Source organism: Streptomyces sp. NPDC050509 (genome assembly GCF_044457965.1).
In the GTDB taxonomy this organism is placed as follows: Bacteria; Actinomycetota; Actinomycetes; order Streptomycetales; family Streptomycetaceae; genus Streptomyces.
Genome location: NZ_JBITHL010000014.1, coordinates 171,193 through 194,241, shown reverse-complemented (window position 1 = coordinate 194,241; position 23,049 = coordinate 171,193). Strand labels below are relative to the sequence as shown.

At 68.0% G+C, this 23,049-nt stretch carries 18 protein-coding genes and 4 pseudogenes; 13 read left to right on the top strand and 9 right to left on the bottom strand.

The window, feature by feature from the left end; all coding sequences use genetic code 11:
- Position 1 precedes the first annotated feature (1 nt).
- The 5 genes from ACIBJC_RS32950 (at position 2) to ACIBJC_RS32930 (ending at position 5,556) form a co-directional block, all read left to right on the top strand.
- Complete coding sequence (locus ACIBJC_RS32950) at positions 2–793, top strand: DUF3710 domain-containing protein (protein ID WP_399298846.1); 792 nt, start codon at positions 2–4, stop codon at positions 791–793.
- 255 nt (positions 794–1,048) lie between these two features.
- Complete coding sequence (locus ACIBJC_RS32945; protein WP_329821493.1) at positions 1,049–3,592, top strand: sensor histidine kinase KdpD; 2,544 nt, start codon at positions 1,049–1,051, stop codon at positions 3,590–3,592.
- A gap of 26 nt (positions 3,593–3,618) precedes the next feature.
- Entirely contained in the window at positions 3,619–4,308 is a 690-nt protein-coding gene (locus tag ACIBJC_RS32940; RefSeq protein WP_399298844.1) for a response regulator, read from the top strand.
- A gap of 69 nt (positions 4,309–4,377) precedes the next feature.
- Complete coding sequence (locus tag ACIBJC_RS32935; protein WP_399298842.1) at positions 4,378–4,764, top strand: OB-fold nucleic acid binding domain-containing protein; 387 nt, start codon at positions 4,378–4,380, stop codon at positions 4,762–4,764.
- A gap of 3 nt (positions 4,765–4,767) precedes the next feature.
- A complete protein-coding gene (locus ACIBJC_RS32930) occupies positions 4,768–5,556 on the top strand; it encodes a DUF3159 domain-containing protein (RefSeq protein ID WP_399298840.1) in 789 nt (262 codons plus the stop codon).
- 105 nt (positions 5,557–5,661) lie between these two features.
- Here ACIBJC_RS32930 and ACIBJC_RS32925 read toward each other — a convergent pair whose 3' ends face one another.
- Positions 5,662–6,339: a TrkA family potassium uptake protein gene (locus ACIBJC_RS32925; protein WP_329821490.1), complete on the bottom strand. Its 678-nt coding sequence runs from the start codon at positions 6,337–6,339 to the stop codon at positions 5,662–5,664.
- Complete coding sequence (locus ACIBJC_RS32920) at positions 6,339–7,007, bottom strand: potassium channel family protein (protein ID WP_399298837.1); 669 nt, start codon at positions 7,005–7,007, stop codon at positions 6,339–6,341. The genes ACIBJC_RS32925 and ACIBJC_RS32920 overlap by 1 nt, the downstream gene beginning before the upstream one ends.
- Before the next feature lie 383 nt (positions 7,008–7,390).
- Between ACIBJC_RS32920 and ACIBJC_RS32915 the strand changes: the two genes are divergently transcribed.
- From ACIBJC_RS32915 to ACIBJC_RS32905, 3 genes are all read left to right on the top strand, one after another.
- The gene (locus ACIBJC_RS32915; RefSeq protein WP_399298835.1) at positions 7,391–9,439 is read left to right on the top strand and encodes an APC family permease; all 2,049 of its coding nucleotides are present in this window, start codon (positions 7,391–7,393) and stop codon (positions 9,437–9,439) included.
- A gap of 117 nt (positions 9,440–9,556) precedes the next feature.
- Complete coding sequence (locus ACIBJC_RS32910; protein ID WP_399298833.1) at positions 9,557–10,885, top strand: class I SAM-dependent RNA methyltransferase; 1,329 nt, start codon at positions 9,557–9,559, stop codon at positions 10,883–10,885.
- A 301-nt stretch (positions 10,886–11,186) separates the two neighbouring features.
- Complete coding sequence (locus ACIBJC_RS32905) at positions 11,187–11,585, top strand: type II toxin-antitoxin system death-on-curing family toxin (RefSeq protein ID WP_399298831.1); 399 nt, start codon at positions 11,187–11,189, stop codon at positions 11,583–11,585.
- A 128-nt stretch (positions 11,586–11,713) separates the two neighbouring features.
- On the opposite strand, the gene ACIBJC_RS32900 is transcribed toward ACIBJC_RS32905, so the two are convergent.
- Together ACIBJC_RS32900 and ACIBJC_RS32895 are read right to left on the bottom strand one after the other, a co-directional pair.
- Positions 11,714–12,721, bottom strand: coding sequence for a hypothetical protein (locus ACIBJC_RS32900; protein ID WP_399298829.1), 1,008 nt, complete (start codon positions 12,719–12,721; stop codon positions 11,714–11,716).
- A 1,238-nt stretch (positions 12,722–13,959) separates the two neighbouring features.
- On the bottom strand, positions 13,960–14,976 hold the full coding sequence (locus tag ACIBJC_RS32895; protein ID WP_399298827.1) for a hypothetical protein: 1,017 nt from the start codon (positions 14,974–14,976) through the stop codon (positions 13,960–13,962).
- A 511-nt stretch (positions 14,977–15,487) separates the two neighbouring features.
- Here ACIBJC_RS32895 and ACIBJC_RS32890 point away from each other — a divergent pair.
- Entirely contained in the window at positions 15,488–15,736 is a 249-nt protein-coding gene (locus ACIBJC_RS32890; RefSeq protein WP_399298825.1) for a transposase, read from the top strand.
- Positions 15,737–15,819: 83 nt separating this feature from the next.
- Positions 15,820–16,488, top strand: coding sequence for a DDE-type integrase/transposase/recombinase (locus tag ACIBJC_RS32885; protein WP_399298881.1), 669 nt, complete (start codon positions 15,820–15,822; stop codon positions 16,486–16,488).
- Between the two features lie 604 nt (positions 16,489–17,092).
- Here the strand turns inward: ACIBJC_RS32885 and ACIBJC_RS32880 are convergent.
- Positions 17,093–18,345 (bottom strand): IS3 family transposase gene (locus ACIBJC_RS32880; RefSeq protein WP_399298823.1). Its coding sequence is split into 2 segments (ribosomal slippage): positions 17,093–18,063 and positions 18,063–18,345, totalling 1,254 coding nucleotides; the frame shifts between segments, so codons are not numbered across the junction.
- Positions 18,346–18,805: 460 nt separating this feature from the next.
- Entirely contained in the window at positions 18,806–19,816 is a 1,011-nt protein-coding gene (locus ACIBJC_RS32875) for an aldo/keto reductase (RefSeq protein ID WP_399298822.1), read from the bottom strand.
- A 656-nt stretch (positions 19,817–20,472) separates the two neighbouring features.
- On the opposite strand from ACIBJC_RS32875, the pseudogene ACIBJC_RS32870 reads away from it, so the two are divergent.
- Together ACIBJC_RS32870 and ACIBJC_RS32865 are read left to right on the top strand one after the other, a co-directional pair.
- Positions 20,473–20,619, top strand: a pseudogene (locus ACIBJC_RS32870) (CHAT domain-containing protein); the annotation flags it as partial.
- Between the two features lie 345 nt (positions 20,620–20,964).
- A pseudogene (locus ACIBJC_RS32865) lies at positions 20,965–21,009 on the top strand (hypothetical protein); the annotation flags it as partial.
- Between the two features lie 34 nt (positions 21,010–21,043).
- On the opposite strand, the pseudogene ACIBJC_RS32860 reads toward ACIBJC_RS32865, so the two are convergent.
- Positions 21,044–21,328 (bottom strand): annotated as a pseudogene (locus ACIBJC_RS32860) (IS1380 family transposase); the annotation flags it as partial.
- A gap of 129 nt (positions 21,329–21,457) precedes the next feature.
- Here ACIBJC_RS32860 and ACIBJC_RS32855 point away from each other — a divergent pair.
- Positions 21,458–21,952: pseudogene (locus ACIBJC_RS32855) on the top strand (LysR substrate-binding domain-containing protein); the annotation flags it as partial.
- A 142-nt stretch (positions 21,953–22,094) separates the two neighbouring features.
- Here the strand turns inward: ACIBJC_RS32855 and ACIBJC_RS32850 are convergent.
- Both ACIBJC_RS32850 and ACIBJC_RS32845 read right to left on the bottom strand, forming a co-directional pair.
- Positions 22,095–22,610 (bottom strand): cupin domain-containing protein, encoded by a 516-nt coding sequence (locus ACIBJC_RS32850; protein WP_208516698.1) that lies wholly within the window; start codon positions 22,608–22,610, stop codon positions 22,095–22,097.
- Between the two features lie 17 nt (positions 22,611–22,627).
- Complete coding sequence (locus ACIBJC_RS32845; RefSeq protein WP_399298820.1) at positions 22,628–23,029, bottom strand: TIGR03618 family F420-dependent PPOX class oxidoreductase; 402 nt, start codon at positions 23,027–23,029, stop codon at positions 22,628–22,630.
- Positions 23,030–23,049: the final 20 nt, after the last annotated feature.

Below are 23,049 nucleotides of genomic sequence, written 5' to 3'. Positions count from 1 at the left end.
CGTGTTCGGACGTCGCAAGAAAAGTGGTTCCGCCGAGGACGAGGCGGGGACAGCGGGCGAGACCGAGCAGTTGATCGACGCCGCCGGTGAGGACACCGGGGACGCCGACGACACCGAGGCGGCGCCCGCGCCCCGCCGTGCGAACCTTCCGCCGGCGCCCAGGCCCGACGGTCCCTGGGACATCTCCGAGGTCTCCAGGCCCGACGAGGGCCGTGTCGACCTCGGGGGCGTCTTCGTCCCCGCGGTCGAGGGCATGGAGCTGCGCGTAGAGGTCGCCGGTGACGCGATCGTCGCCGCCACGGTCGTCGTACGGGACAGCGCCGTACAGCTCCAGGCCTTTGCCGCGCCCAAGAAGGAGGGCATCTGGGGCGAGGTCCGCGAGGAGATCGCCACGGGCATCACCCAGCAGGGCGGCATCATCGACGAGGTCGAGGGTCCGCTGGGCTGGGAGCTGCGCGCCCAGGTCCCCGTACAGCTCCCGGACGGCACCGGAGGCGTACAGCTCGTGCGCTTCATCGGGGTCGACGGCCCGCGCTGGTTCCTGCGCGGGGTCATCTCCGGGCAGGGCGCGGTGCAGCCCGAGGCCGCGGGGCTGCTGGAGCAGATCTTCCGGGACACCGTCGTCGTCCGCGGGGAGGGCCCGATGGCGCCCCGCGACCCGATCGTCCTCAAGCTCCCGGACGACGCGCAGATGGTCGCCGAGGGCGTCCAGCAGGAGGACCAGGAGAGCTCACGCTTCTCCGGTGGGATGGGACAGCTCCAGCGCGGTCCCGAGATCACCGAGGTGCGCTGACACCCGTAAGGGCAGGAGATGGGCCGTACCCCGGGCGGGGTACGGCCCATCCGCGTGACCGGGCCGCCGCGGCGACGGGGACGGCCGCCGCGCGGCGGCCGGCGAGTCCCGCGCCCGTCTCCCGCGCCCGTCAGAATCGTGTCAAAACCGGCCCGGGACCCCCTCGGGGCGACCGCGCGCGTCGTCACCGGCGGTAGTTTCGTCAGGACGGTCGGCAGGTCGGGCACGCCGGCCCTTCTGGAAGACAATGGGGCCATGGGACGCGGCAAGCTTCGTATCTACCTGGGCGCGGCACCGGGCGTCGGCAAGACGTACGCGATGCTCTCCGAGGCGCACCGCCGGGTGGAGCGGGGCACGGACTGTGTCGTCGGGTTCGTCGAGCACCACGACCGGCCGCGTACGGAAGTGATGCTGCACGGCCTGGAGGCGGTCGAGCGGCGCGAACTGGAGTACCGCGGGACCGTCTTCACCGAGATGGACGTCGACGCCGTCCTGGAGCGCCGCCCCGCCGTCGCGCTGGTGGACGAGCTGGCCCACACCAACGTGCCGGGATCCCGCAACGCCAAGCGCTGGCAGGACGTCGAGGAACTGCTCAAGGCCGGCATCGAGGTCGTCTCCACCGTCAACATCCAGCACCTGGAATCTCTCGGTGACGTCGTCGAGTCGATAACCGGGGTACGGCAGCGCGAGACCGTCCCCGACGAGATGGTCCGGCGCGCCGACCAGATCGAACTGGTCGACATGTCGCCCCAGGCGCTGCGCCGCCGGATGGCCCACGGCAACGTCTACAAGCCCGACAAGGTCGACGCCGCGCTCTCCCACTACTTCCGCCCCGGCAACCTCACCGCGCTGCGCGAGCTGGCGCTGCTCTGGGTCGCGGACCGGGTGGACGAATACCTCCAGCAGTACCGCGGCGAGCACAACATCCGTACCACCTGGCAGGCCCGCGAGCGGATCGTCGTCGGCCTCACCGGCGGCCCCGAGGGCCGTACGCTGATCCGCCGCGCCGCCCGGATGGCCGCCAAGGGGTCCGGCAGCGAGATCCTCGCCGTCTACATAGCCCGCAGCGACGGTCTCACGGCCGCCTCGCCCAAGGAGCTGGCGGTCCAGCGCAAGCTGGTCGAGGACCTGGGCGGCACCTTCCACCATGTGATCGGCGACGACATCCCCTCCGCGCTGCTGGAGTTCGCGCGCGGCGTCAACGCCACCCAGATCGTGCTGGGCTCCAGCCGCCGCAAGACCTGGCAGTACATCTTCGGCCCTGGTGTGGGCGCCACCGTGGCGCGGGAGTCGGGGCCCGACCTGGACGTGCACATCGTCACGCACGAGGAGGTCGCCAAGGGGCGCGGGCTGCCCGGTGCGCGCGGTGCCCGCCTCGGCCGCTCCCGGCTCATCTGGGGCTGGCTGGCCGGGGTCGTCGCGCCCGTCCTGCTGGCGGTGCTGCTGACCGCGCTGAACAACACCCTCGGGCTCGCCAACGACGTCCTGCTCTTCCTCTTCCTGACCGTGCTGGCCGCCCTGCTCGGCGGGTTGCGGCCCGCGCTCGCCTCGGCCGCCGTGGGGTCGATGCTGCTCAACTTCTACTTCACGCCGCCCACCCACAACCTGACCATCCAGGACCCCAAGAACCTGGTCGCCATCGTGATCTTCTTCGCGGTGGCCGTGGCGGTGGCCTCCGTGGTGGACCTGGCGGCCCGCCGTACCCATACGGCCTCCCGGCTGCGCGCCGAGTCCGAGATCCTGTCCTTCCTCGCGGGCAGCGTGCTGCGCGGGGAGACGGCCCTGGACGCCCTGCTGGAGCGGGTCCGCGAGACCTTCGCCATGGAGTCCGTCGCGCTGCTCGAACGCAAGAGCGACGTCGACCCGTGGACCCGGGCCGGCAGCGTGGGCCCCCAGCCCGTCGACCGCCCCGAGTCCGCCGATGTGGACATGCCCGTCGGCGACCACATGGCGCTGGCGCTCTCCGGGCGGGTGCTGCCCGCGGAGGACCGCCGGGTGCTCGCCGCTTTCGCCGCGCAGGCCGCCGTCGTACTCGACCGCCAGCGGCTGGTCGGCGAGGCCGAGCAGGCCCGCGCGCTCGCCGAGGGCAACCGCATCCGTACGGCCCTGCTCGCGGCCGTCAGCCACGATCTGCGCACCCCGCTGGCCGGCATCAAGGCCGCGGTCTCCTCGCTCCGCTCCGACGACGTCGAATGGTCCGAGGAGGACCAGGCGGAGCTGCTGGAGGGCATCGAGCACGGCGCGGACCGTCTCGACCACCTCGTGGGCAACCTCCTCGACATGTCCCGGCTCCAGACCGGCACCGTCACCCCGCTGATGCGCGAGATCGACCTGGACGAGGTCGTCCCGATGGCGCTCGGCGGCGTACCGGAGAACAGTGTGGAGCTGGACATCCCCGAGTCGCTGCCCATGGTGGCCGTCGACCCCGGGCTGCTGGAGCGCGCGGTCGCCAACATCGTCGAGAACGCCGTCAAGTACAGCCCCGAGGGACGGCGCGTCACCGTCGCCGCCAGCGCGCTCGGCGCCCGGGTCGAGGTACGGGTGGTGGACCGCGGCCCCGGCGTCCCCGAGGACGCCAAGGAACGTATCTTCGAACCCTTCCAGCGCCACGGCGACGCCCCGCGCGGGGCCGGAGTCGGCCTCGGGCTCGCCGTCGCCCGCGGCTTCGTGGACGCGATGGGCGGCACGCTCGCCGCCGAGGACACCCCCGGCGGCGGCCTGACCATGGTGCTCACCCTCTCCGCGGCGGCCGGCCCCGTGCCGGCGCGCCCCGAACCTCCCGCCCGGGTCGGCTCATGACCGGGACAGCAGAAAGGCGGACCTCTATGACCCGGGTGCTCGTGGTCGACGACGAGCCACAGATCGTACGGGCCCTCGTGATCAATCTGAGGGCACGCAAGTACGAGGTGGACGCGGCCTCCGACGGCACGACCGCGCTGGAGCTGGCGGCGGCCCGCCACCCCGACGTGGTCGTGCTCGACCTCGGGCTGCCGGACATGGACGGCGTCGAGGTGATCAAGGGCCTGCGCGGCTGGACGCGCGTCCCGATCCTGGTGCTCTCCGCGCGCCACACCTCCGACGAGAAGGTCGAGGCGCTGGACGCGGGCGCCGACGACTACGTCACCAAGCCGTTCGGCATGGACGAACTGCTGGCCCGGCTGCGCGCCGCGGTCCGCCGGGCCGAACCGCTCGGCGGGGACGGCGACGAGACCGTCGCCGTGGTCGAGACGGCGGGGTTCACCGTCGACCTGGCGGCGAAGAAGGTCCACCGGGAGGGCCGCGACGTACGGCTCACCCCGACCGAATGGCACCTGCTGGAGGTCCTGGTACGGAACACGGGCCGGCTGGTCAGCCAGAAGCAGCTCCTCCAGGAGGTCTGGGGCCCCTCGTACGGCACCGAGACCAACTACCTGCGGGTCTACATGGCCCAGCTCCGGCGGAAGCTGGAGGCGGACCCCTCGCACCCCCGGCACTTCGTCACCGAGCCGGGCATGGGCTACCGCTTCGAACGGTGATCCGATTCCGGTGATCCGGTTGCGTCGTTGCGTTCTCCTGTCGCACCCGTACCCCGGTACCCTTCAGACATGAGTGCTGAGAAGCCGACCGGCCGCTTCCGCCGGATGCTCGACCGGCTCTCCAGCTCCCAGGAGGATCTGGAGTCCGAGGAGCTGCGCGAGGACGCCCAGGCGTCCGGATGCACCCGTATCTCCGAGTGCGACGACCGCCAGATCGTCCGGGTGGCTGGTACGTTGCGGACGGTCACCCTGCGACCCCGGGCCGGTGTGCCCGCGCTGGAGGCGGAGCTGTTCGACGGCACCGCGCCCTTGGACGTGGTGTGGCTGGGCCGGCGCTCCATCGTGGGCATAGAGCCGGGCCGCAAGCTGATCGCCTCCGGCCGGATCTCCCTGAGCCACGGCCGGCGGGTGCTGTTCAATCCCAAATACGAACTCCGACCGCTCGGACAGGAGTAGCCGGTGACGTCACCCGACAAGCCCACCGCCCCGACCGTTTCCCCCGCACCGTCCTCACCCGCGTCACCCGACCCGGACGGTGATGCGAAAGCCGTCACGGAGGCGGCGCTCTTCGAGGCGTTCGGCGGCGTGCGCGGCATGGTGGAGACGGTCCTCCCCGGCCTGCTCTTCGTCACGATCTTCACCGTCAACAAGGACCTGCACACCTCGGCGATCGCGGCGCTCGCTGTCTCGCTGCTGCTGGTGGTGGTGCGGCTGATCCGCCGGGACACCGTCAAGCACGCCTTCAGCGGGGTCTTCGGTGTCGCCTTCGGTGTCGTCTTCGCGATGATGACCGGCAACGCCAAGGACTTCTACCTCCCCGGCATGCTCTACACGCTGGGGCTGGCACTCGCCTACATCGTCACCACGCTGGCGGGCGTGCCGCTGATCGGCCTGATCCTGGGCCCGGTCTTCAAGGAGAACCTCTCCTGGCGCACCCGCAACCCCGGCCGCAAGAAGGCGTACGCCAAGGCCAGTTGGGCCTGGGGGCTGATCCTGCTCGCCAAGTGCGCGATCCTCTTCCCGCTCTACTGGTGGGCGGACACGACGCAGCTCGGCTGGGTGCTGATCTCGCTCAAGATCCCGCCGTTCCTGCTGGCCGTCTATCTGACCTGGGTCTTCCTCGCGAAGGCGCCCCCGCCGATCGATGTCTTCGCCGAGATGGAGGCGGAGGAGCAGGCCGAGAAGGAGCGCGCGGCGCAGGCCGCCGCCGTGACCGGCGACCGGGGCCCGGCCCGGCACCGGCGGTAGCACGCGTACACACCGATCGCCGGGGACGGGCAGCGGCCCGTCCCCGGCGATTCGTGCGTACGGCGACGCGTGCGTACGGCGACGCGTGCGTACGGGGACGTCCCGTCAGTCCGCGGTGTCCTCGCGGCGTACCGACAGCAGATCCTCCAACTGCTCCTCGCGCGCCTGCGCCGCGACGAACAGCAACTCGTCGCCCGCCTCCAGCGTCTCCTCCGGATGGGGCGTCAGCACCCGCGTCCCCCGGATGATCGTCACCAGCGAGGTGTCCTCCGGCCAGTTCACCGAACCGACCTGCGTCCCGGTCACCGCGGACTCCGGCGGCAGGGTCAGCTCGACCAGGTTGGCGTCGCCGTGGCTGAAGCGCAGCAGCCGTACGAGATCGCCGACGCTCACCGCCTCCTCCACCAGCGCCGACATCAGTCGTGGTGTCGACACGGCGACATCGACACCCCACGACTCGTTGAACAGCCACTCGTTCTTGGGGTTGTTGACCCGGGCGACCACCCGCGGCACCCCGTACTCCGTCTTGGCGAGCAGCGACACGACCAGGTTGACCTTGTCGTCACCGGTCGCGGCGATCACCACGTTGCAGCGCTGGAGCGCCGCCTCGTCCAGCGAGGTGATCTCGCAGGCGTCCGCCAGCAGCCACTCGGCGAGCGGTACCCGCTCCACAGAGATGGCGGTCGGTGCCTTGTCGACCAGCAGGACCTCGTGCCCGTTCTCCAGCAGCTCCGCCGCGATGGAACGACCCACCGCGCCTGCCCCGGCAATCGCGACGCGCATCAGTTCCCGCCTCCGTCCGGGCCCTCGGCGAATGCCGCCTCGACCTTCCCTATGTCGTCCGTACGCATCATCACGTGGACGAGATCGCCCTCCTGGAGCACCGTCTGCGACGTCGGCAGCATCGCTTCGCCCAACCGGGTGAGGAACGCCACGCGGACGCCTGTCTCCTCCTGGAGCGTGCTGATCTTGTGGCCGATCCAGCTCTCCGCCGTATGGACCTCGGCGAGCTGCACCCCGCCGCTCGGGTCGCGCCACAGCGGCTCCGCCCCGGACGGCAGCAGACGGCGCATCATCTGGTCGGCGGTCCAGCGGACCGTGGCCACGGTCGGGATCCCGAGCCGCTGGTAGACCTCGGCGCGGCGCGGGTCGTAGATACGGGCCGCGACGTTCTCGATGCCGAACATCTCGCGGGCCACCCGGGCGGCGATGATGTTGGAGTTGTCACCGCTGCTCACCGCGGCGAACGCCCCGGCGTCCTCGATGCCCGCCTCGCGCAGGGTGTCCTGGTCGAAGCCGACACCGCTGACGCGACGGCCGCCGAAGCCGGAGCCGAGCCGGCGGAACGCTGTGGGGTCCTGGTCGATGACGGCGACCGTGTGCCCTTGCTGCTCCAGGTTCTGCGCGAGTGCTGCGCCCACCCGGCCGCAGCCCATGATGACGATATGCACGGCCCTACACCACACTCCCCGCAGGTCCTCTGACCTGCGTAAATGTCCTGCTCATGTCTCTCTTTCGGCTCGCCGGGCTACAGCGGCGGCCGGTTTGCGGTCGCCAGGCACCATCATGCCGGTGGAACCCGGAGCGGCCCCCTCGCGGGGGCCGGGGTGGCGCCCGCTGTTGCCCGGGTCCAACGTATCGGTAAGGACCGACAGGCCGACGACGGGCCGGTGCCCGGTGCGGACGGTGCGCGCGCGTGACGGACGCCGGCCGGGTGGGGGTCGCCAGGCGTCGGAACACCGCCCGACAACGGCGGGGCGACCCGGAACCCGCCGCGCACCGGATGGGGGTGGTGCCCGCACACGTCACTGTTCGAACGCATACGATCCCTTCCGTGTCCAAACTGACCGACGTGCCCAAACGCATCCTGATCGGGCGGGCGCTGCGTAGCGACAGGCTGGGGGAGACCCTCCTCCCCAAACGCATCGCCCTGCCCGTCTTCGCCTCCGACCCGCTGTCCTCGGTGGCGTACGCGCCCGGAGAAGTGCTCCTGGTCCTGTCCATCGCGGGGGTGTCGGCGTACCACTTCAGCCCGTGGATCGCCCTGGCCGTCGTCGTCCTGATGTTCACGGTCGTGGCGTCGTACCGGCAGAACGTGCACGCCTACCCGAGCGGTGGTGGCGACTACGAGGTCGCCACCACCAACCTCGGCCCCAAAGCGGGCCTCACCGTCGCGAGCGCGCTCCTCGTCGACTACGTGCTGACCGTCGCCGTGTCGATCTCCTCCGGCATCGAGAACCTCGGCTCCGCGATCCCGTTCGTCGTCGAGCACAAGGTCCTCTGCGCCGTCGCGGTCATCGTCCTGCTCACCCTGATGAACCTGCGCGGCGTACGCGAGTCGGGCAAGCTCTTCGCGATCCCCACCTACGTCTTCGTCGGCGGCGTCTTCATCATGATCGCCTGGGGCGCCTTCCGCGGTCTCGTCCTCGGCGAGTCCATGCAGGCCCCCACCGCCGACTACCAGATCAAGCCCGAGCACCAGGGGCTCGCCGGGTTCGCACTGGTCTTCCTGCTCCTGCGGGCCTTCTCCTCCGGCTGCGCCGCACTGACCGGCGTCGAGGCCATCAGCAACGGCGTACCCGCCTTCCGCAAGCCCAAGAGCAAGAACGCGGCGACCACGCTCGCCCTGATGGGCGGCCTCGCCGTCACCATGTTCTGCGGCATCATCGGGCTGGCCATGGCCACCGACGTGAAGATGGCCGAGAACCCGGCCACCGACCTGTTCAACGGCGGCGTCCCGGTCGGCTCCGGCTATGTGCAGAACCCGGTGATCTCCCAGGTCGCCGCCGCCGTCTTCGGCAGCGGGACGTTCTTCTTCGTCCTTCTCGCCGCGGCCACCGCGCTCGTCCTCTTCCTGGCCGCGAACACCGCGTACAACGGCTTCCCGCTGCTCGGCTCGATCCTCGCGCAGGACCGCTATCTGCCGCGCCAGCTCCACACCCGCGGCGACCGGCTCGCCTTCTCCAACGGCATCGTGCTGCTGGCCGGGGCCGCCGCGCTCCTCGTCGGTGTGTACGGGGCGGACTCGACCCGGCTGATCCAGCTCTACATCGTCGGCGTGTTCGTCTCGTTCACGCTCAGCCAGACCGGCATGGTCCGGCACTGGAACCGTCATCTGCGGACCGAGCGGAACGTAGCCAAGCGCCGCCACATGATCCGCTCCCGGGCGATCAACACCTTCGGCGCGTTCTTCACCGGGCTGGTGCTGATCGTCGTCCTCGCCACCAAGTTCACCCACGGCGCCTGGGTCGCCCTGCTCGGGATGGTGATCTTCTACGGCACGATGACCGCGATCCGCAAGCACTACGACCGGGTCGCCGCGGAGATCGCCGCCGCCGAGGACTCGGCCGCCGACACCGTACGGCCCTCGCGCGTCCACTCCATCGTGCTGGTCTCCAAGCTCCACAAGCCCACGCTGCGCGCCCTCGGCTACGCCAAGCTGATGCGCTCGGACACCCTGGAGGCGCTCTCCATCAACGTCGACGCGGCGGAGACGAAGGCGCTCAGGGACGACTGGGAGCGGCGCGGCATCAACGTACCGCTGAAGATCCTCGACTCCCCGTACCGGGAGATCACCCGGCCGGTCATCGAGTACGTACGCGGACTGCGCACCGAGAGCCCGCGCGACGCGATCAGCATCTACATCCCGGAGTACGTCGTCGGGCGCTGGTACGAGCACCTGCTGCACAACCAGAGCGCCCTGCGGCTCAAGGGGCGCTTGCTCTTCACTCCGGGTGTGATGGTCACCTCGGTGCCGTACCAGCTCGAATCCTCGGAGCTGGCGAAGCAGCGGGCGAAGCGGCGCGGAATGTACAACGCGCCGGGCGCCGTGCGGCGCGGCCCGGTCGACGCGCGGCCGAAGGACCCCGGCGCGGGGGAGTGACGGAGGCGGTCCCGGCCGGACACGGGGGCCGAGCCCGCCACGTAGACTGGTGGGCTGTCGTCCGGCCGGGACGCCCGTACCCCTTGATTCCCCCTGATCTTTTGGAGCCACCCCGTCATGAGCACAGAACCGCAGGCTTCGCTGATCGGGGAGGAGTACGAGGTCGAGGTGGGCCCCGTCGCCCATGGCGGCCACTGCATCGCCCGTAACGACGAGGGCCGGGTGCTCTTCGTACGGCACGCCCTGCCCGGCGAGCGGATCCGCGCCCGGGTGACGGAGGGCGAGGCGGACTCGCGCTACCTGCGCGCCGACGCCGTGGAGATCCTCGACGCCTCCAAGGACCGCGTCGAGGCCCCCTGCGAATACGCGGGCCCCGGGCGGTGCGGCGGCTGCGACTGGCAGCACGCCAAGCCCGGCGCGCAGCGCCGCTTCAAGGGCGAGGTCATCGCGGAACAGCTCCAGCGGCTCGCCGGACTCACCCCGGAGGAGGCGGGCTGGGACGGTACGGTCATGCCCGCGCCCGGCGACAAGCTCCCGGCGGGCGAGGTGCCCGCGTGGCGCTCGCGCGTGCAGTACGCCGTCGACGAGAAGGGCCGCGCGGGGCTCCGCAAGCACCGCTCGCACGACGTGGAACCGGTCGACCACTGCCTGATCGCCACGGAGGGCGTCAGCGAACTGGGCATCGAACGCCGGGAATGGCCGCAGATCGCCACGGTCGAGGCCATCGCAGCCTCGGGCTCCGGCGACCGCCAGGTCGTCCTCACCCCGCGCGAGGGCGGCCGGCTCCCGCTGGTGGAACTGGACAAGCCCGTCTCCGTCCTCCGGGTGGAGGAGCACGACGGCGGGGTCCACCGCGTCCACGGCCGCGCCTTCGTCCGCGAACGCGCCGACGGCCGCACGTACCGCGTCGGCATGGGCGGCTTCTGGCAGGTCCACCCGCAGGCGCCGCAACTGCTGGTGGAGGCCGTGATGCAGGGCCTGATGCCGAGGAAGGGCGAGACGGCCCTCGACCTGTACTGCGGGGTCGGCCTCTTCGCCGGGGCGATCGCGGAACGCGTCGGCGAGAGCGGCGCGGTCCTCGGCATCGAATCCGGCAAACGCGCGGTCGAGGACGCCCGCCACAACCTGAAGGACCTCCCGAGGGTCCGTATCGAACAGGGCAAGGTCGACCAGGTACTCCCGCGCACCCGCATCACGGAAACAGACCTGATCGTCCTGGACCCGCCCCGCGCGGGCGCGGGCAAACAGACGGTCAAACACCTCACCGGCCTGGGCGCCCGCCGCATCGCCTACGTAGCCTGCGACCCGGCGGCACTCGCGCGCGACCTGGCGTACTTCCGGGAGGGCGGCTACAAGCCGCGGACGCTGCGGGCGTTCGACCTGTTCCCGATGACTCATCATGTGGAGTGCGTGGCGGTGCTTGAGCCGGTCGCCAAGCCGTCCTGACCTGCGGTTTCGTTGTTTGGGTGGGTTGTTCGACCTGTTTCTCTCCGCGCAGCGGTTCGAGCGCACGGATCGATCTTTGAGAGCTGCCTGACCTGTGCATTTGTGAGCGAGGCGTTTGCATCGGCGACGCCTTCAGAGGCTTTTCGGAGATTCGTGACGCTCGGATGACGCTCGAAGCGGAAGTCTCTGCTGCACCTCCGCAGTGGCGGTGCGAGCGACCATCCCGGCCGCACGAGCTGAAGGTCGATGACGTCTTGGCCGAGCTCATGGACAGCGATTCGGTGATCCTTGACTACCTGAAGTGACTGACGTGCGCTACAGCCAGATCGACGAGATCCTGTCCATTGCCCGCACGGTCAACGGCACCGAGTACAGCGTTCGAGACATGGGTCTTCTCGTGTCGGCGATTGAGCGACCCCGGACGAACGTGTTCGGAGCCGAGTTGTATCCCACGCTGCACGGGAAGGCTGCGGCACTGCTGCACTCCGTCGTCCGCAATCACGCGCTGATCGACGGCGACAAAGGTACCGCCTGGCTCGCCTTGCGTGTCTTCCTGCGGTTCAACGGCGTCAGCGCCGCTACCGTCCCGCCACCTGTCTCCGTTGCCGGCCCCTTCGTCGAGGAAGTCGCACAGGACAACATCGATGTACCGGTCATCGCTAAGCGCTGCTGGCTCCAGGCAGTCCGCCGGGCGGACTGATCCCGTTCTCTGGGGATCCGTTCGTTCAGCGGACTGATTCGTATGCCTTCACGAGGCGGAGCAGCGAGTCGGCTCGGCGCGGAAATGGCGTCCCGAGGATGATCCCGAGGAAGCCCGGCACGGATGATTCAGGAGCGTACCTGAGCTGTGTTGGTGTTCTGGTCGGGCACACGGGCCTGGCGTGCAGTGCGACGTGGTGACAAGGGCATCTTGTTAGTGTCCGGGTCGGCTGATTCGTGCTGCACCTCGGTGAATCTGCGCGCCGAGCCAGCGCGGACGACTTCGGGCATACGCTCGTTGGGCCGGAAGTACGCCATCTCCCAGACCTCGTCAGAGATCCATAGATTCCAGGTCTTGAGAAGCAGCCCCAGCTGAAGCGAGCTGACAGTGTTGCCGCGCCGTGGCCGAGCCGGATTCTGAAAGTATCGGCGGACAACCCATCTGGGGTCGGCTGTGTCCAGGTGGGCTCCGGAGACCAGGCCCTGGAAGAAGTCGTCCGCGTGCGAGGTGCTCCCGCCGTCCCGGTGGACCAGGTACGCGCATGCCAGTGACGCTGCGGGGGCGGAGTACACGCCGCTCTTCAGAGCGGTCATCAGTGGCAGAAAGCCCGAAAGGTCGAGGTAATCCGACTGGAAGAACCGTACGATCTCGGCATTGGTGTAGACGACCGACCGCCACGCGGGCCAGGCGACCTTCTTGCGTTCGACGTCGTAGAGTCGTAGCAGCCGGACGGTCGAAGAGATGTCCTTGCGGTGCCGATCGACACCCACCAGGGACAGCGCGGTGGCGGCGGAGCGTGCCTTGCCGCAGTCCATAGTGGTGGCTGTCTGGTGTGGCACGTCCCGGGCGACAAGGAAGCTGCGGGGCGTCTTGCTGATGATTACCGCTTCGAGGCGGTGCTGTCCCTGGATTGCGGCTCCATGACCGCACAGAGACAGGACGTCGGGGTTGTAGTCGTTCCAGCTACCGCTGCACATGTCACGGGCGAGCCGCCGGGCGTGAGAGGAATCCAGCTTGCGTGGGTTGCAGCCGTGCAACCGGGTCTTCTCAAGAATTTCGGCTGCCGCAGCAGGGGTGACGATCTCACGCACCGGCAAGGGGAGCGGTGCAGAGGAAGACATGCTCTCGTCGTTCATGTCAGACTCCGATGGATCCGAGACAGGGGCGATTAGGTGGCGTTTTCCGTAGCGACGTTTCGTGTCTGCGCAGTCAGGTGCGGGCTCACGTCGCCGGAGCGGGTGACCTTGCTCTGTGGGAAGTGAGCCCAGTGTGGTGAGTAATGCCCGCCGTTGCCGACGGCTTGGCTTCCTTTTCTGAATCGAGAATGGGGCACGGTTGACGGCGAGGCGGGCGGTGCACCGTCAGCTCGGCGAGGACCGGTATTCAGTGGCCGGTGGTGTCAGTCCGTATGTTCGTGGAAGAATCCGATGGTTCCACCGAATGCGGAGACTCCTGCGGCCAGCCCGGCCAGTGGATCGCTACTTGTGGACGCCGCGATGTAGCCCACGCTGTTCGCAAGGGTGACCGCGGCGCACAATACGAGGAGGGTGCGCTGTTTGAACAATGAATCGTGCCGGGCCGCTTCGAGGGGCCCGCTCTCGGGAGGCTGCAGGTGCGAAGGGGCATTGCAGAGTGGTGAAATTGCGTCCGGTTGAGGGACGGCATCACCGGGGGTCCTGCGCCAGCGTGAAGTAGCTCCGGATCTGGGAGAGTGACTCATGACCGTGTTTCTCCTTCGGTGGACACACGGGAAGGTGGTGGGAGCCCTCTGGCGAAGGGCTCCCACCTTTATATGATCAGTCACACCACCGAAGATCAACTTCTGTCGCGCGAATCGATTTCGTGGCGCGACCACGTGAAACCGGGTGGCGCAACGAGGTGCGTCGGATGTGACCATTGGCTCAATGATTCGGAGCTATGACGGAGACACGCGACCGCGGCTTGCCGGCAGCCTTGTCAAAAGACGTTCTGCTTGGGCCAGCGTGTTCTTGCCCGGTTCGATGAGCGTCGGGCTCCACCGACGTCCCGCAGTTCTCGGTATGGAGCGGCATCACCGCGAAATCACTCCTCGCTGCGCGGCCCGCTGCACGGGTAACGCCGTGACAGCAGTCCGTTCTGGCTGCTGGTCGCAGCGACACTCCGCGGTGTCCTCGCCGCCGGAGGCGATCAAGCATGCCGACCGGTCCTAGGGGGCAGAGCCGAAGGCTCCTGACGCACGTCCACGTCGATGTCCGAGCAGGCAACCACGTCCGAAGCTCGGCTGGGCTTGGCGTTGCGTGTCCGCCTGCCAAAGTCTTGGTGTCCAGCAGTGCTTCTTGAACAGGTCGTGCAGGGCGAGCGGCCCAACGCCATTGCCTTGTCCAGGGTGCGCCTCTCATGCGGGGAAGCACTCTTCCACGGGCAGGTGCATCATGCCCATCGTCTGTCCAGGAACGCCAGCTCGGTCTGCGGCTCGGCGGCGTGGAATGACGGGTCCGTCCTTGCTCGGATTCCTGAAGGCTTGCTGTGCTTGTGCAGGACATAGCGCGTTGGCGATGTCGGGCATGCGCTGTGTCGCGCGAAAGTTGGCGATCTCCCAGGTCTGACCGGTGACCCAAAGGTTCCACGTCTTCAGGAGCAGTCCCAAGTGGAGGGCGCTGGTGATGTTGCCGCGTCGTGGCCGGGCCGGGCTGTGGAAGTATCGGCGAGTGATCCATCTGGGGTCGGCTGTGTCCAGGTGGGCTCCGGAGACCAGGCCCTGGAAGAAGTCGTCCGCGTGCGAGGTGCTCCCGCCGTCCCGGTGGACCAGGTACGCGCATGCCAGTGACGCTGCGGGGGCGGAGTACACGCCGCTCTTCAGAGCGGTCATCAGCGGTAGAAAGTTCGGCAGGTCGGAATACTGTGACTGGAAGAACCGTACGATCTCGGCGTTGGTGTAGACGACCGACCGCCATGTGGGCCAGGCGACCTTCTTGCGTTCGACGTCGTAGTTCTGCAGCAGCCGGATGGTCGAAGAGATGTCCTTGCGATGTCCGTCGACGCCCACCAGGGACAGCGCTGTCGCAGCCGATCGAGCCTTGCCGCAGTCCATCGTTGTCGCCGCCCCATGTGGCACGTCCCGGGCGACAAGGAAGCTGCGGGGCGTCTTGCTGATGATTACCGCTTCGAGGCGGTGCTGTCCCTGGATTGCGGCTCCATGACCGCACAGAGACAGGACGTCGGGGTTGTAGTCGTTCCAGCTACCGCTGCACATGTCACGGGCGAGCCGCCGGGCGTGAGAGGAATCCAGCTTGCGTGGGTTGCAGCCGTGCAACCGGGTCTTCTCAAGAATTTCGGCTGCCGCAGCAGGGGTGACGACCTCGCGTACGAGATCAGGCAGCGCTACGGTAGCGGGCGCGGCGTCTTCGATCACGGTCAACTCCGGTTACGTGCTGAATGCGGGCGATCCGGAGTCGTTCACCGTGCGGATTTCTACGAGCGATCGGGTGACCGTTCTCCGAATTGGCGTCACTTGGCGCGGTGACCTGAAGCGCGGGTAGCGATGCGGCGGCGATGTATCACATCGGACAGCTTCATCGCCTGCAAATGCCTAGTTCATCGAGCCTGCGAGACGTTGTCGCAATAGTGACGGATGGCGCACTGCCAGTCGGTGATGACACGCATAGCAGCGGCAGGCAACCGTCCAGGTACCGAAGGAATAACGCGAGTGCCGTCCTGGACTGATCGAAGAGCCTGTCACGCCACCGGCCGCTGGATCCGATTCCAGGGCGGCTTCCGTCAGTCCACGTTCGACTTCGACCCCGATGACGGGGAGCGGGTCCGCCGGACCACCGACCTTTTCATCGACCAGGAGAGGTACCCAGAGGCGCACCACGTGCCGTAAGCCAGGTCGCCGCCTCGGCAGATGGGAGAACGCAGGTCCGATGCCAGCTCTACGGAAGTACACCGACGAGCTGTGTGAGCGAGCCGTCTGCGAGGGCCGGACCTCGGGCCGTCCGGTCGCGCATGTCGCCTGGGATCTGGGTGTACACGAGGAAGCCCTGCGGCAGTGGGTCCGCGAGGCCGAGGCCGAGCAGGGTGGCTGGCCTGGCCTGCTCAGCACGGCCGAGAAGCAGGAACTCGCCCGGCTCCGCAAGGAGCTCGACCAGCCCCGCACGCGACCGACGCGGTGATCAACCGCCTCCGCGACGACTTCGGGGTCGAGCCGGTCTGCCGGGAACTTGGCCTTTCGGTCGCCGCCTACAGCGCCTGCCCGATGAGCAGGTGCTGGCGAGGACCCGCGCGGTGCACGCCGCCTCCGGCGAGACCTATAGCGCCCGCAGGGATCCACCGCCAGCTGCGGCGCGAGGACGTCACTGCAGTCCGCTGCACCGTCGAACGGCTGATGCGCGCGAACGGCCTGGAGGGTGTCATCCGCAGCTGGCACCGCCGGACCACGGTGCCCGAACCGGCCGCTGTGCGCCCACCGGACCTGGTGAACCGGCGCTTCGCCGCCGCCCGGCCCAACCGGCTCTGGGTAGTGGACCTGACTTATCTCCGGGCATGGTCCGGCTGGGACTACGTCGCGTTCGTCCTCGACGTCTACTCGCGGATGATCGTGGGATGGCAGATCGCGACACACATGCGCACGGACCTGCCTCTGCAGCTCAAGGGATGGAGGGCTGGGTATCAGACCCGCTGCGAGTCCTACGTCGAGGAACGCGGGGAGCCCGGTGCGGCGCGGCCTCTTCCTTTCGCGGGAGTGGGTCTCGTTCGTGTGGTCGCCGTGGCTGTGCGAGGGCCCGGCGCGGCTCGCCACCGGGGACGGTGCCTCCGCCGTGCCCACCGGCGTTGGCGCGGACCGTGGGCGCCGGTGGGCGCCTGCGGTCGAATGGAATCAGGGGACGTCACGTATCGGTGCTCCACCGCCATGCGCGCGGTGTGAGACGGCGCGGGGGTGGTACTGCATCGTGATAGCACGTTGCTGCTGATCCGCTGTCTCGTGCGTGACCGGGTGCCTCTGGCGGCAGTCGGTCAGTCCATGGAACGGCTTGGCCGAACGGAAACCCATGACGCTCATTTGACGCTCCGAGCGTCTGATGCCCTCCTGTCAGCCTGAGAACCGCATCTGACCTGTGCTTATTCGCTTCCCAGCCGCGGTGACACGTTTCCGATGACGCATCATGTGGAGTGCGTGGCGATCCTGGAGCCGGTGGGGAAGGGCGCCTGACCTGCGGTTTTGCCTGTGCTCATTATGCGCGGTGTGGCCGTCACGGGCGATATCTTGACGCTCATTTGACGCTCGTTCTGATGGGCCGTCAGTCGTTTTGAGCCGCTGGTCAGCCGGTCTGTCGACGGGGCCGGCATGGCGGGTTGTCGAGAATTTCGTGGTGCCAAGCGGCCTTACCCAGCCACATGTATGGAAGGCCCAGCAGATTCTTGGTCTGCGGGTGGTGCAGGGCTGGTGTGCAGGTTGACCTGCTTAATTGCTCAAATTGGATGTGAATGATGGCTGCTTGGTCTGAATCGCCCCGGGTTCGATAGAGATCTCAGATTATGGTTGTGACCTGGGGTTTCGTGGATTCCATGTAGTGGTTGGCTTCGTACTCGACGGGCGGAACGTGCCCTATCTCACCGTGGAGTCGGCGGCGGTTGTACCAGTCGACCCACTCTGCGGTGGCCAACTCGACCTGGGAGAGCGACTTCCAGGGCCGTTGGGGCTTGATCAGCTCGGTCTTGTACAGGCCGATCGTGCTCTCCATCAGGGCATTGTCGTAGGCGTCGCCGACCGATCTGATCGAGGCGGCGATGCCGGCGGCGTCCAGATGCTCGGCGAGCCGGAAACTCGTATATTGCGACCCGGCATCCGAGTGGTGGATCAACTCGCCTGGCTGAACTGGGTGTTGGTCGCGGTCACGTTGCCACACGGCCATCTCAAGGGCGTCCAGGACGAAGACCGTTTCCTTCACGGTGGCCGCGGACCAGCCGACGATCCGGCGGGAGAACGTGTCCACGACGAAGGCGACGTAGACGACACCGGCCCAGGTCTTCACGTGGGTGAAGTCCGCGACCCAGCAGCGGTTCGGGGCGGCAGCGACGAATTCGCGGTCCAGCAGGTCCGGCGCCCGTTCGGCCTGCCCGCCGGGCAGCGTGGTGATCACGCGTTTACCACGGACCGCCCCAGCGATGCCGAGTTCGCGCATCAGGCGTTCGACGGTGCAGCGGGCCACGCGGCGGCCCTGCCGGTTCAGCTCACGCCAGATCTTCCTCGCCCCGTAGACGTGGTAGTTGGCCTCGAAGACCTCGCTGATCTGTTTCTTCAGTTCGGCATCCCGCACGGTCCTGGCCGACGGCGTGCTCCGACGTTTGTGGTGGGCGTAGTAGGTGGAAGGGGCGATCCTGCAGTCGTGCTCGGTGAGCGTCCTGCAAATCGGCTCGACGCCGCCGAAGCGGTCCCGGTGCTCGTCGATGAACGCTACGAGCGTGTGTGTGGCCGGTCGAGCTCGGCCGCGAAGAAACTCGCCGCGGCCTTCAGGATCTCGTTGGCCCGCTTCAGTTCGGCGTTCTCCTTCTTCAACGCCTTGAGCTGGGCGGACTCCTCCGTCGTCGTCCCCGGACGTGTCCCCGCATCGATCTCGTGCTGCTTCACCCAGTTCCGCAGCGTCTCGCGGGAGCCGATGCCGAGCTTCTCGGCCACCGCCTGCAGGGCGGCCGTCTCGTTCGGGTAGTCGTCGCCTACCTCGGCGACCATGCGCACCGCGCGACGGCGGAGCTCAAGCGGGTAACGGGAAGGTCGTGCCATGACTCGATCCTTTCATGAAAGCGAGTCTCCATTCGAACCGGGGCGATTCAAGATGCGGTGGCAGGAGGGCCTCAAACTGAACCCACAAGGGCTCGATCGCCCATGCTTCGACGGCGGGCACCGGAGCTCCGTTTTCAGATGTAGAGATGTAGGAGGCCCACGTCAACACGGATCCCGATGCCCGCGTCACATTAGCCTGACGCTCCTACCCGCGAAATCTCTTACCAATTGATCAAACTCAGGAGCAGTCGGTGGACGTCAGCTACTCGGTGCCCACGGGCACGTTCCGCTGCGCGTCGCCCTGCTGCTGGCCGCAGTGGCAAGCATCCTGCTCACCGCGCTGGCGGGCAGTGCCCAGATCATGCAGTTGCGCGCTGCCCGCCCGCAAGCACCGCCGGGCCCACCACAGGGCTGTGAAGGCCGAGGCCAGGGACTCGTCGAAGGCCGGCGGTAGCCCGGACTACCGGGAGCCCGCCGCAGGGCGCGACTTGTAGAAGGACTCCTCCAGGTAGGCGACCTCGTGCGGCTGGTAGGGCGCCTCCAAGTAGGCAGCCTCGGCTTCGTCGAGTTCGACGTCCACCGCGGCGAGTGCGTCGGCCAGCTGGGCCGGCTTGGTGACCCCGACGATGGGCGAGGTCACCGCCGGGTTGCGCATGACCCAGGCCAGGGCGACCTGGGCCGGGGACAGACCCCGCTTGCCCGCGATCTCGTGGACGCGCTCGGCCACTGCCTGGTCCCCGTCGCGGTAGAGGATCTTGCCGCCCTCATCGGTCTCGGCACGCGCCGTGGCGGTGTCCCGGACCCGCGTCAGCCTGCCCCGCGCCAGCGGGCTCCACGGGATCACGCCGATGCCCTGGTCGGCGCAGAGCGGGAGCATCTCCCGCTCTGCTTCTCGGTGGATGAGGTTGTAGTGGTCCTGCATTGACACGAACCGGGTCCAGCCGTTCAGGTCAGCCAGGTACAGGGCCTTGGCGAACTGCCAGGCGTACATGGAAGAGGCTCCGATGTAGCGGACCTTCCCGGACTTGACCGCGTCGTGCAGCGCCTCAAGGGTTTCCTCGATCGGGGTGTCGTAGTCCCAGCGGTGGATCTGGTACAGGTCGATGTAGTCGGTCCCCAGCCGCTTCAGGGAGGCGTCGAGCTCGGCGAAGATCGCCTTGCGGGACAGCCCGGCGCCGTTCGGGCCGGGGCGCATCCGCATCCAGACCTTGGTGGAAAGAACGACCTCCTCGCGCCGGGTGAAGTCCTTGACCGCCTGGCCGACGATCTCCTCGCTGCTTCCGGCGCTGTACCCATTGGCCGTGTCGAGGAAGTTGACGCCGCCCTCGAGGGCCTGCTTGATGATGTCCCGGCTGGCGTCCGCGCCCAGCGACCAGGGCTCGCCGCCCCGGTCCGGCTCGCCGAAGCTCATACAGCCGAGGGCGATGGCAGAGACTTCCAGTCCGGTCGTTCCGAGTTTGATGTATCGCATGCGCCGAACCTAGGAGTTGGAGTGCGCTCTAACGCAAATTCGGAGGCGTGGGGCATGTTCCGCTGGTCCGGGCGGCGGTATCGAAGCGCTCGCGACCGCGCCCCTACCCGCGGAATCTCTTAATTGCTCAAATTGGATGTGGATGATGGCTGCTTGGTCCGTGCATGGTCCGCACTCTGGGCTTGGACGAGGATCCAGGGGCGCGGACAGCTCTGCTTGCAGAGCGGTCTCCGTGTAAGGGGCCCAAGACCGCCGAGTGGCTCTGGTGCGGAGTGGCTGGGTTGTGGGCTCTACGTACCTCCGGGTTTTGGGTGTGCTGATGGCCCCGTGGCTTCAGCCGGTACTTCAGGAGGCAGGTCTGGCATCATGAGTGGTGATGTTGAGAGATGGCGGTCAAGGAATGGCAAAGCGCCTCTGAAGCCGCAGGTCGGGAAGAGTGCTTCCCGCGCGAGCGGGGGTGAACCGTGGATATCACGACAGGGTCTGTCAGCATCAGAGTACTTCCCGCGCGAGCGGGGGTGAACCGCAGCCGGAAGCGCTGAGCGAGTGGCGCGTGACGTGCTTCCCGCGCGAGCGGGGGTGAATCGGCCGGGCAACGGTGTGTTGTAGCAGTCTGGCGGGAAGGTGAGCGGAAGACCGAGACCAGCCGCGTCGACGAGTCCGCCGGACTCACCAGGGTGTTCCTCCAAGCTGGTGTCCGCTCAGTGGCATCGACGCTTTGGAGCGTGCACCAGAAGAGTTCCGGACGTCTTGTCTCCGTCCTCGACGTACAGATCACCGCCGATCCGCGCGTTCTGCTCTGACGCTGCTCCTGGAGTGCCAGTCCGGTCAGACTCTTGTGCCTTACACCGGGCAGCAGTTGGGAGCGGGACCAGCCAGGTGAAGAGTCCTCACGACCGCCCCGTGAGTCAACCGCGTGAACTTCATCAAGGCCCTGTGCGAGATCGTCACCGACGAAGACCTCTGCACGAACCTGCGCACGGTTGATCAGCTCCACTCCAAGGTCGCCACGAACCTCTGGCTGTTCGGCGAGGACTGGAACCTGACCAGGAGCGAGTCGGTGGGGATCGAAGCTTCAGACCGGATGCCGTTCGCGTTGCCGGCGAACCCGGCAAGATCATTGCCTGGCGCGAGCGTGGTGCCCGTACGTGAACCCGATCGAAGAAACGCATGTAATCCGGCCGGACCTGGTCGTGGTCGACGTCGCGACTGCCGACGCAGCCACCGCGTGCCGCCGCTTCCATGATCGACGAAGCCCATCAATGGGTAGTCGCCGAAGGACTCATTCCAGGTCGCGGCCGCATCCTGCTTCTGGGAGCGCGCCGGCACCAGCACCCCGTCCAGATCCACAATCGTCTCGCCTGTGGCATCCGGCGCTGACGTCCCGGTCAACTTCCATACCCGGTGCCGAACGTCGGCCCGTGCGGCACGGATCGCATGCAGGGCCTTCGGGCCGGCCACCGCCAGGGTGTCGACCAGCCGCGAAAGGGTCGGGTCGGAGGCCACCGGTCCGATCACTTGCCGGACGGCATCCCACATGAAAAGCGCGCCCAGCCGCGATCAGTGAGCGTTTTCCAACCACAGGTTGACGCGTGGTGAAGGACGAGGACGGCCTTCACCATGTCGGTGATCCGGGCAGGTGTCGAGGTCCGCATCCGCGAGGCCGACCTGACCGATCCGACCTGCGGACGGCGCGCCGGACTGGTCGACGTCGCTCTGACCCGTGGGCCGTTCGACGAGACAGGTCCGACAGTGCACGAGCTGCGCGTCGACCCAGTCGGCGCGGTGCTGTGCGCCGATGATCCACCGGCCCGCCGCGACCGCCTGAAGGTGGCCGGCCTGGCAGACAGGCGCTGGTTCCAGTTCCCGGATGGCACGGATCCGATCTGGTATTCGTACTGGAACGGCGGGGAGCCGCGCGAGGGTCCGGTGGTACGCGCTGTCCAGGAGCGCCTGCAGGCCGTGCTCTGGAACGGAACAGTCGGCATTGCCCCGTTCGGGCACGACCTGCCCAGGGAGCTGGCTGTGGTGCCGCTGATCGACATTGCGCCGAGCCGCGTGGTAGAGGCGTGGAACGAGGGTGACCCGAATCCGCTGGTCCGGTCGTTCGCTCAGATCGCCACAGCCGCTTACCGGGCCGAGCGTTCCGCGGCCGGCGAAGGCATGGCGTGTCCGCGTGCGTACCGTGAGTGGGGGGGCGACAGCGCTCGGCGGGTACATCAACACCGGCTCGTCGTCCTGCACCGTAAACCAAACATCCCGGGCCTGGGCCGGCGCTCTAAAAGGACGAGTCAGGCGCCCAGGCAGGGTCGTCCCAGGGGGCTGGGGGCCTGGAGGTACGCAATTGCCTCCATAGCGGCACGGCGCTCGTTCCCGGTGGGGGCATCGAGACCTGGGGGGCGGGCTGGCCGTTGGTGATGATGTTCTGCTCGAATCCGGCCGGGGTGAGCATGTTGTAGACACGGCCGACTTCGGATTCGACGCGGAAGCCGTGGCGGACCTTGGGCGGCAGGTAGATGTAGCTGCCGGGTCCGGCCGGGATCTCCTCGTCTCCGACGGTGAACACGAAATCACCTTCGAGGATGAAGAACGCCTCTTCCTCCTTGTCGTGGACGTGCGGTGGGGCGACGAGTCCTTGCGGACACAGTTCCTCGAACGTGCAGGACCGGCCGTCGGTCTGGCTGCCGTCGGCGAGCACTCTCCAGTACGTGCCGACGTTCCAGTAGGCCGGGGACTGGTCCGGCGCCCAGACGTAGGGGCGGGCGGTGCCGGCGCTGTGGGGGAAGCTGGTCATGACGGTTCCTTTGGTCTTTAGCGCATGGGGGAATGGATGACGGAGTCGACGGTGATGGTCAGCAGGAGCCGGGTCTGGCCCGGGCCGCCGTACGAGGCATAGGGGTGGCCTGTGTACTTCTGGGCGAGGTGTTCGATGCTCTCGGCGGCGCCGTCGGTCGTGGCGCTGGTGACGCGTCCCTGTACGGAGAAGTAGCGGGAGGTGTCATCCGGGTCGGCGATGCTGACGGCCACACGGGGGTCGCGTTGAACGTTTTTGGTTTTGCGGTAGCCCTCGACGGTGTTGATGAGGATGTGCTCACCATCGGTGTCGACCCAGGTCTGGGTGAGCTGGGGCGAGCCGTCCGGCATGGTGGTGGCGATGAAGCAGGGGCTGGGCCGGTTCAGCAGTTTGAGGAGTTCGCCGGGCAGGAGTGTCATGAGGTATCGCCCTTCATGGG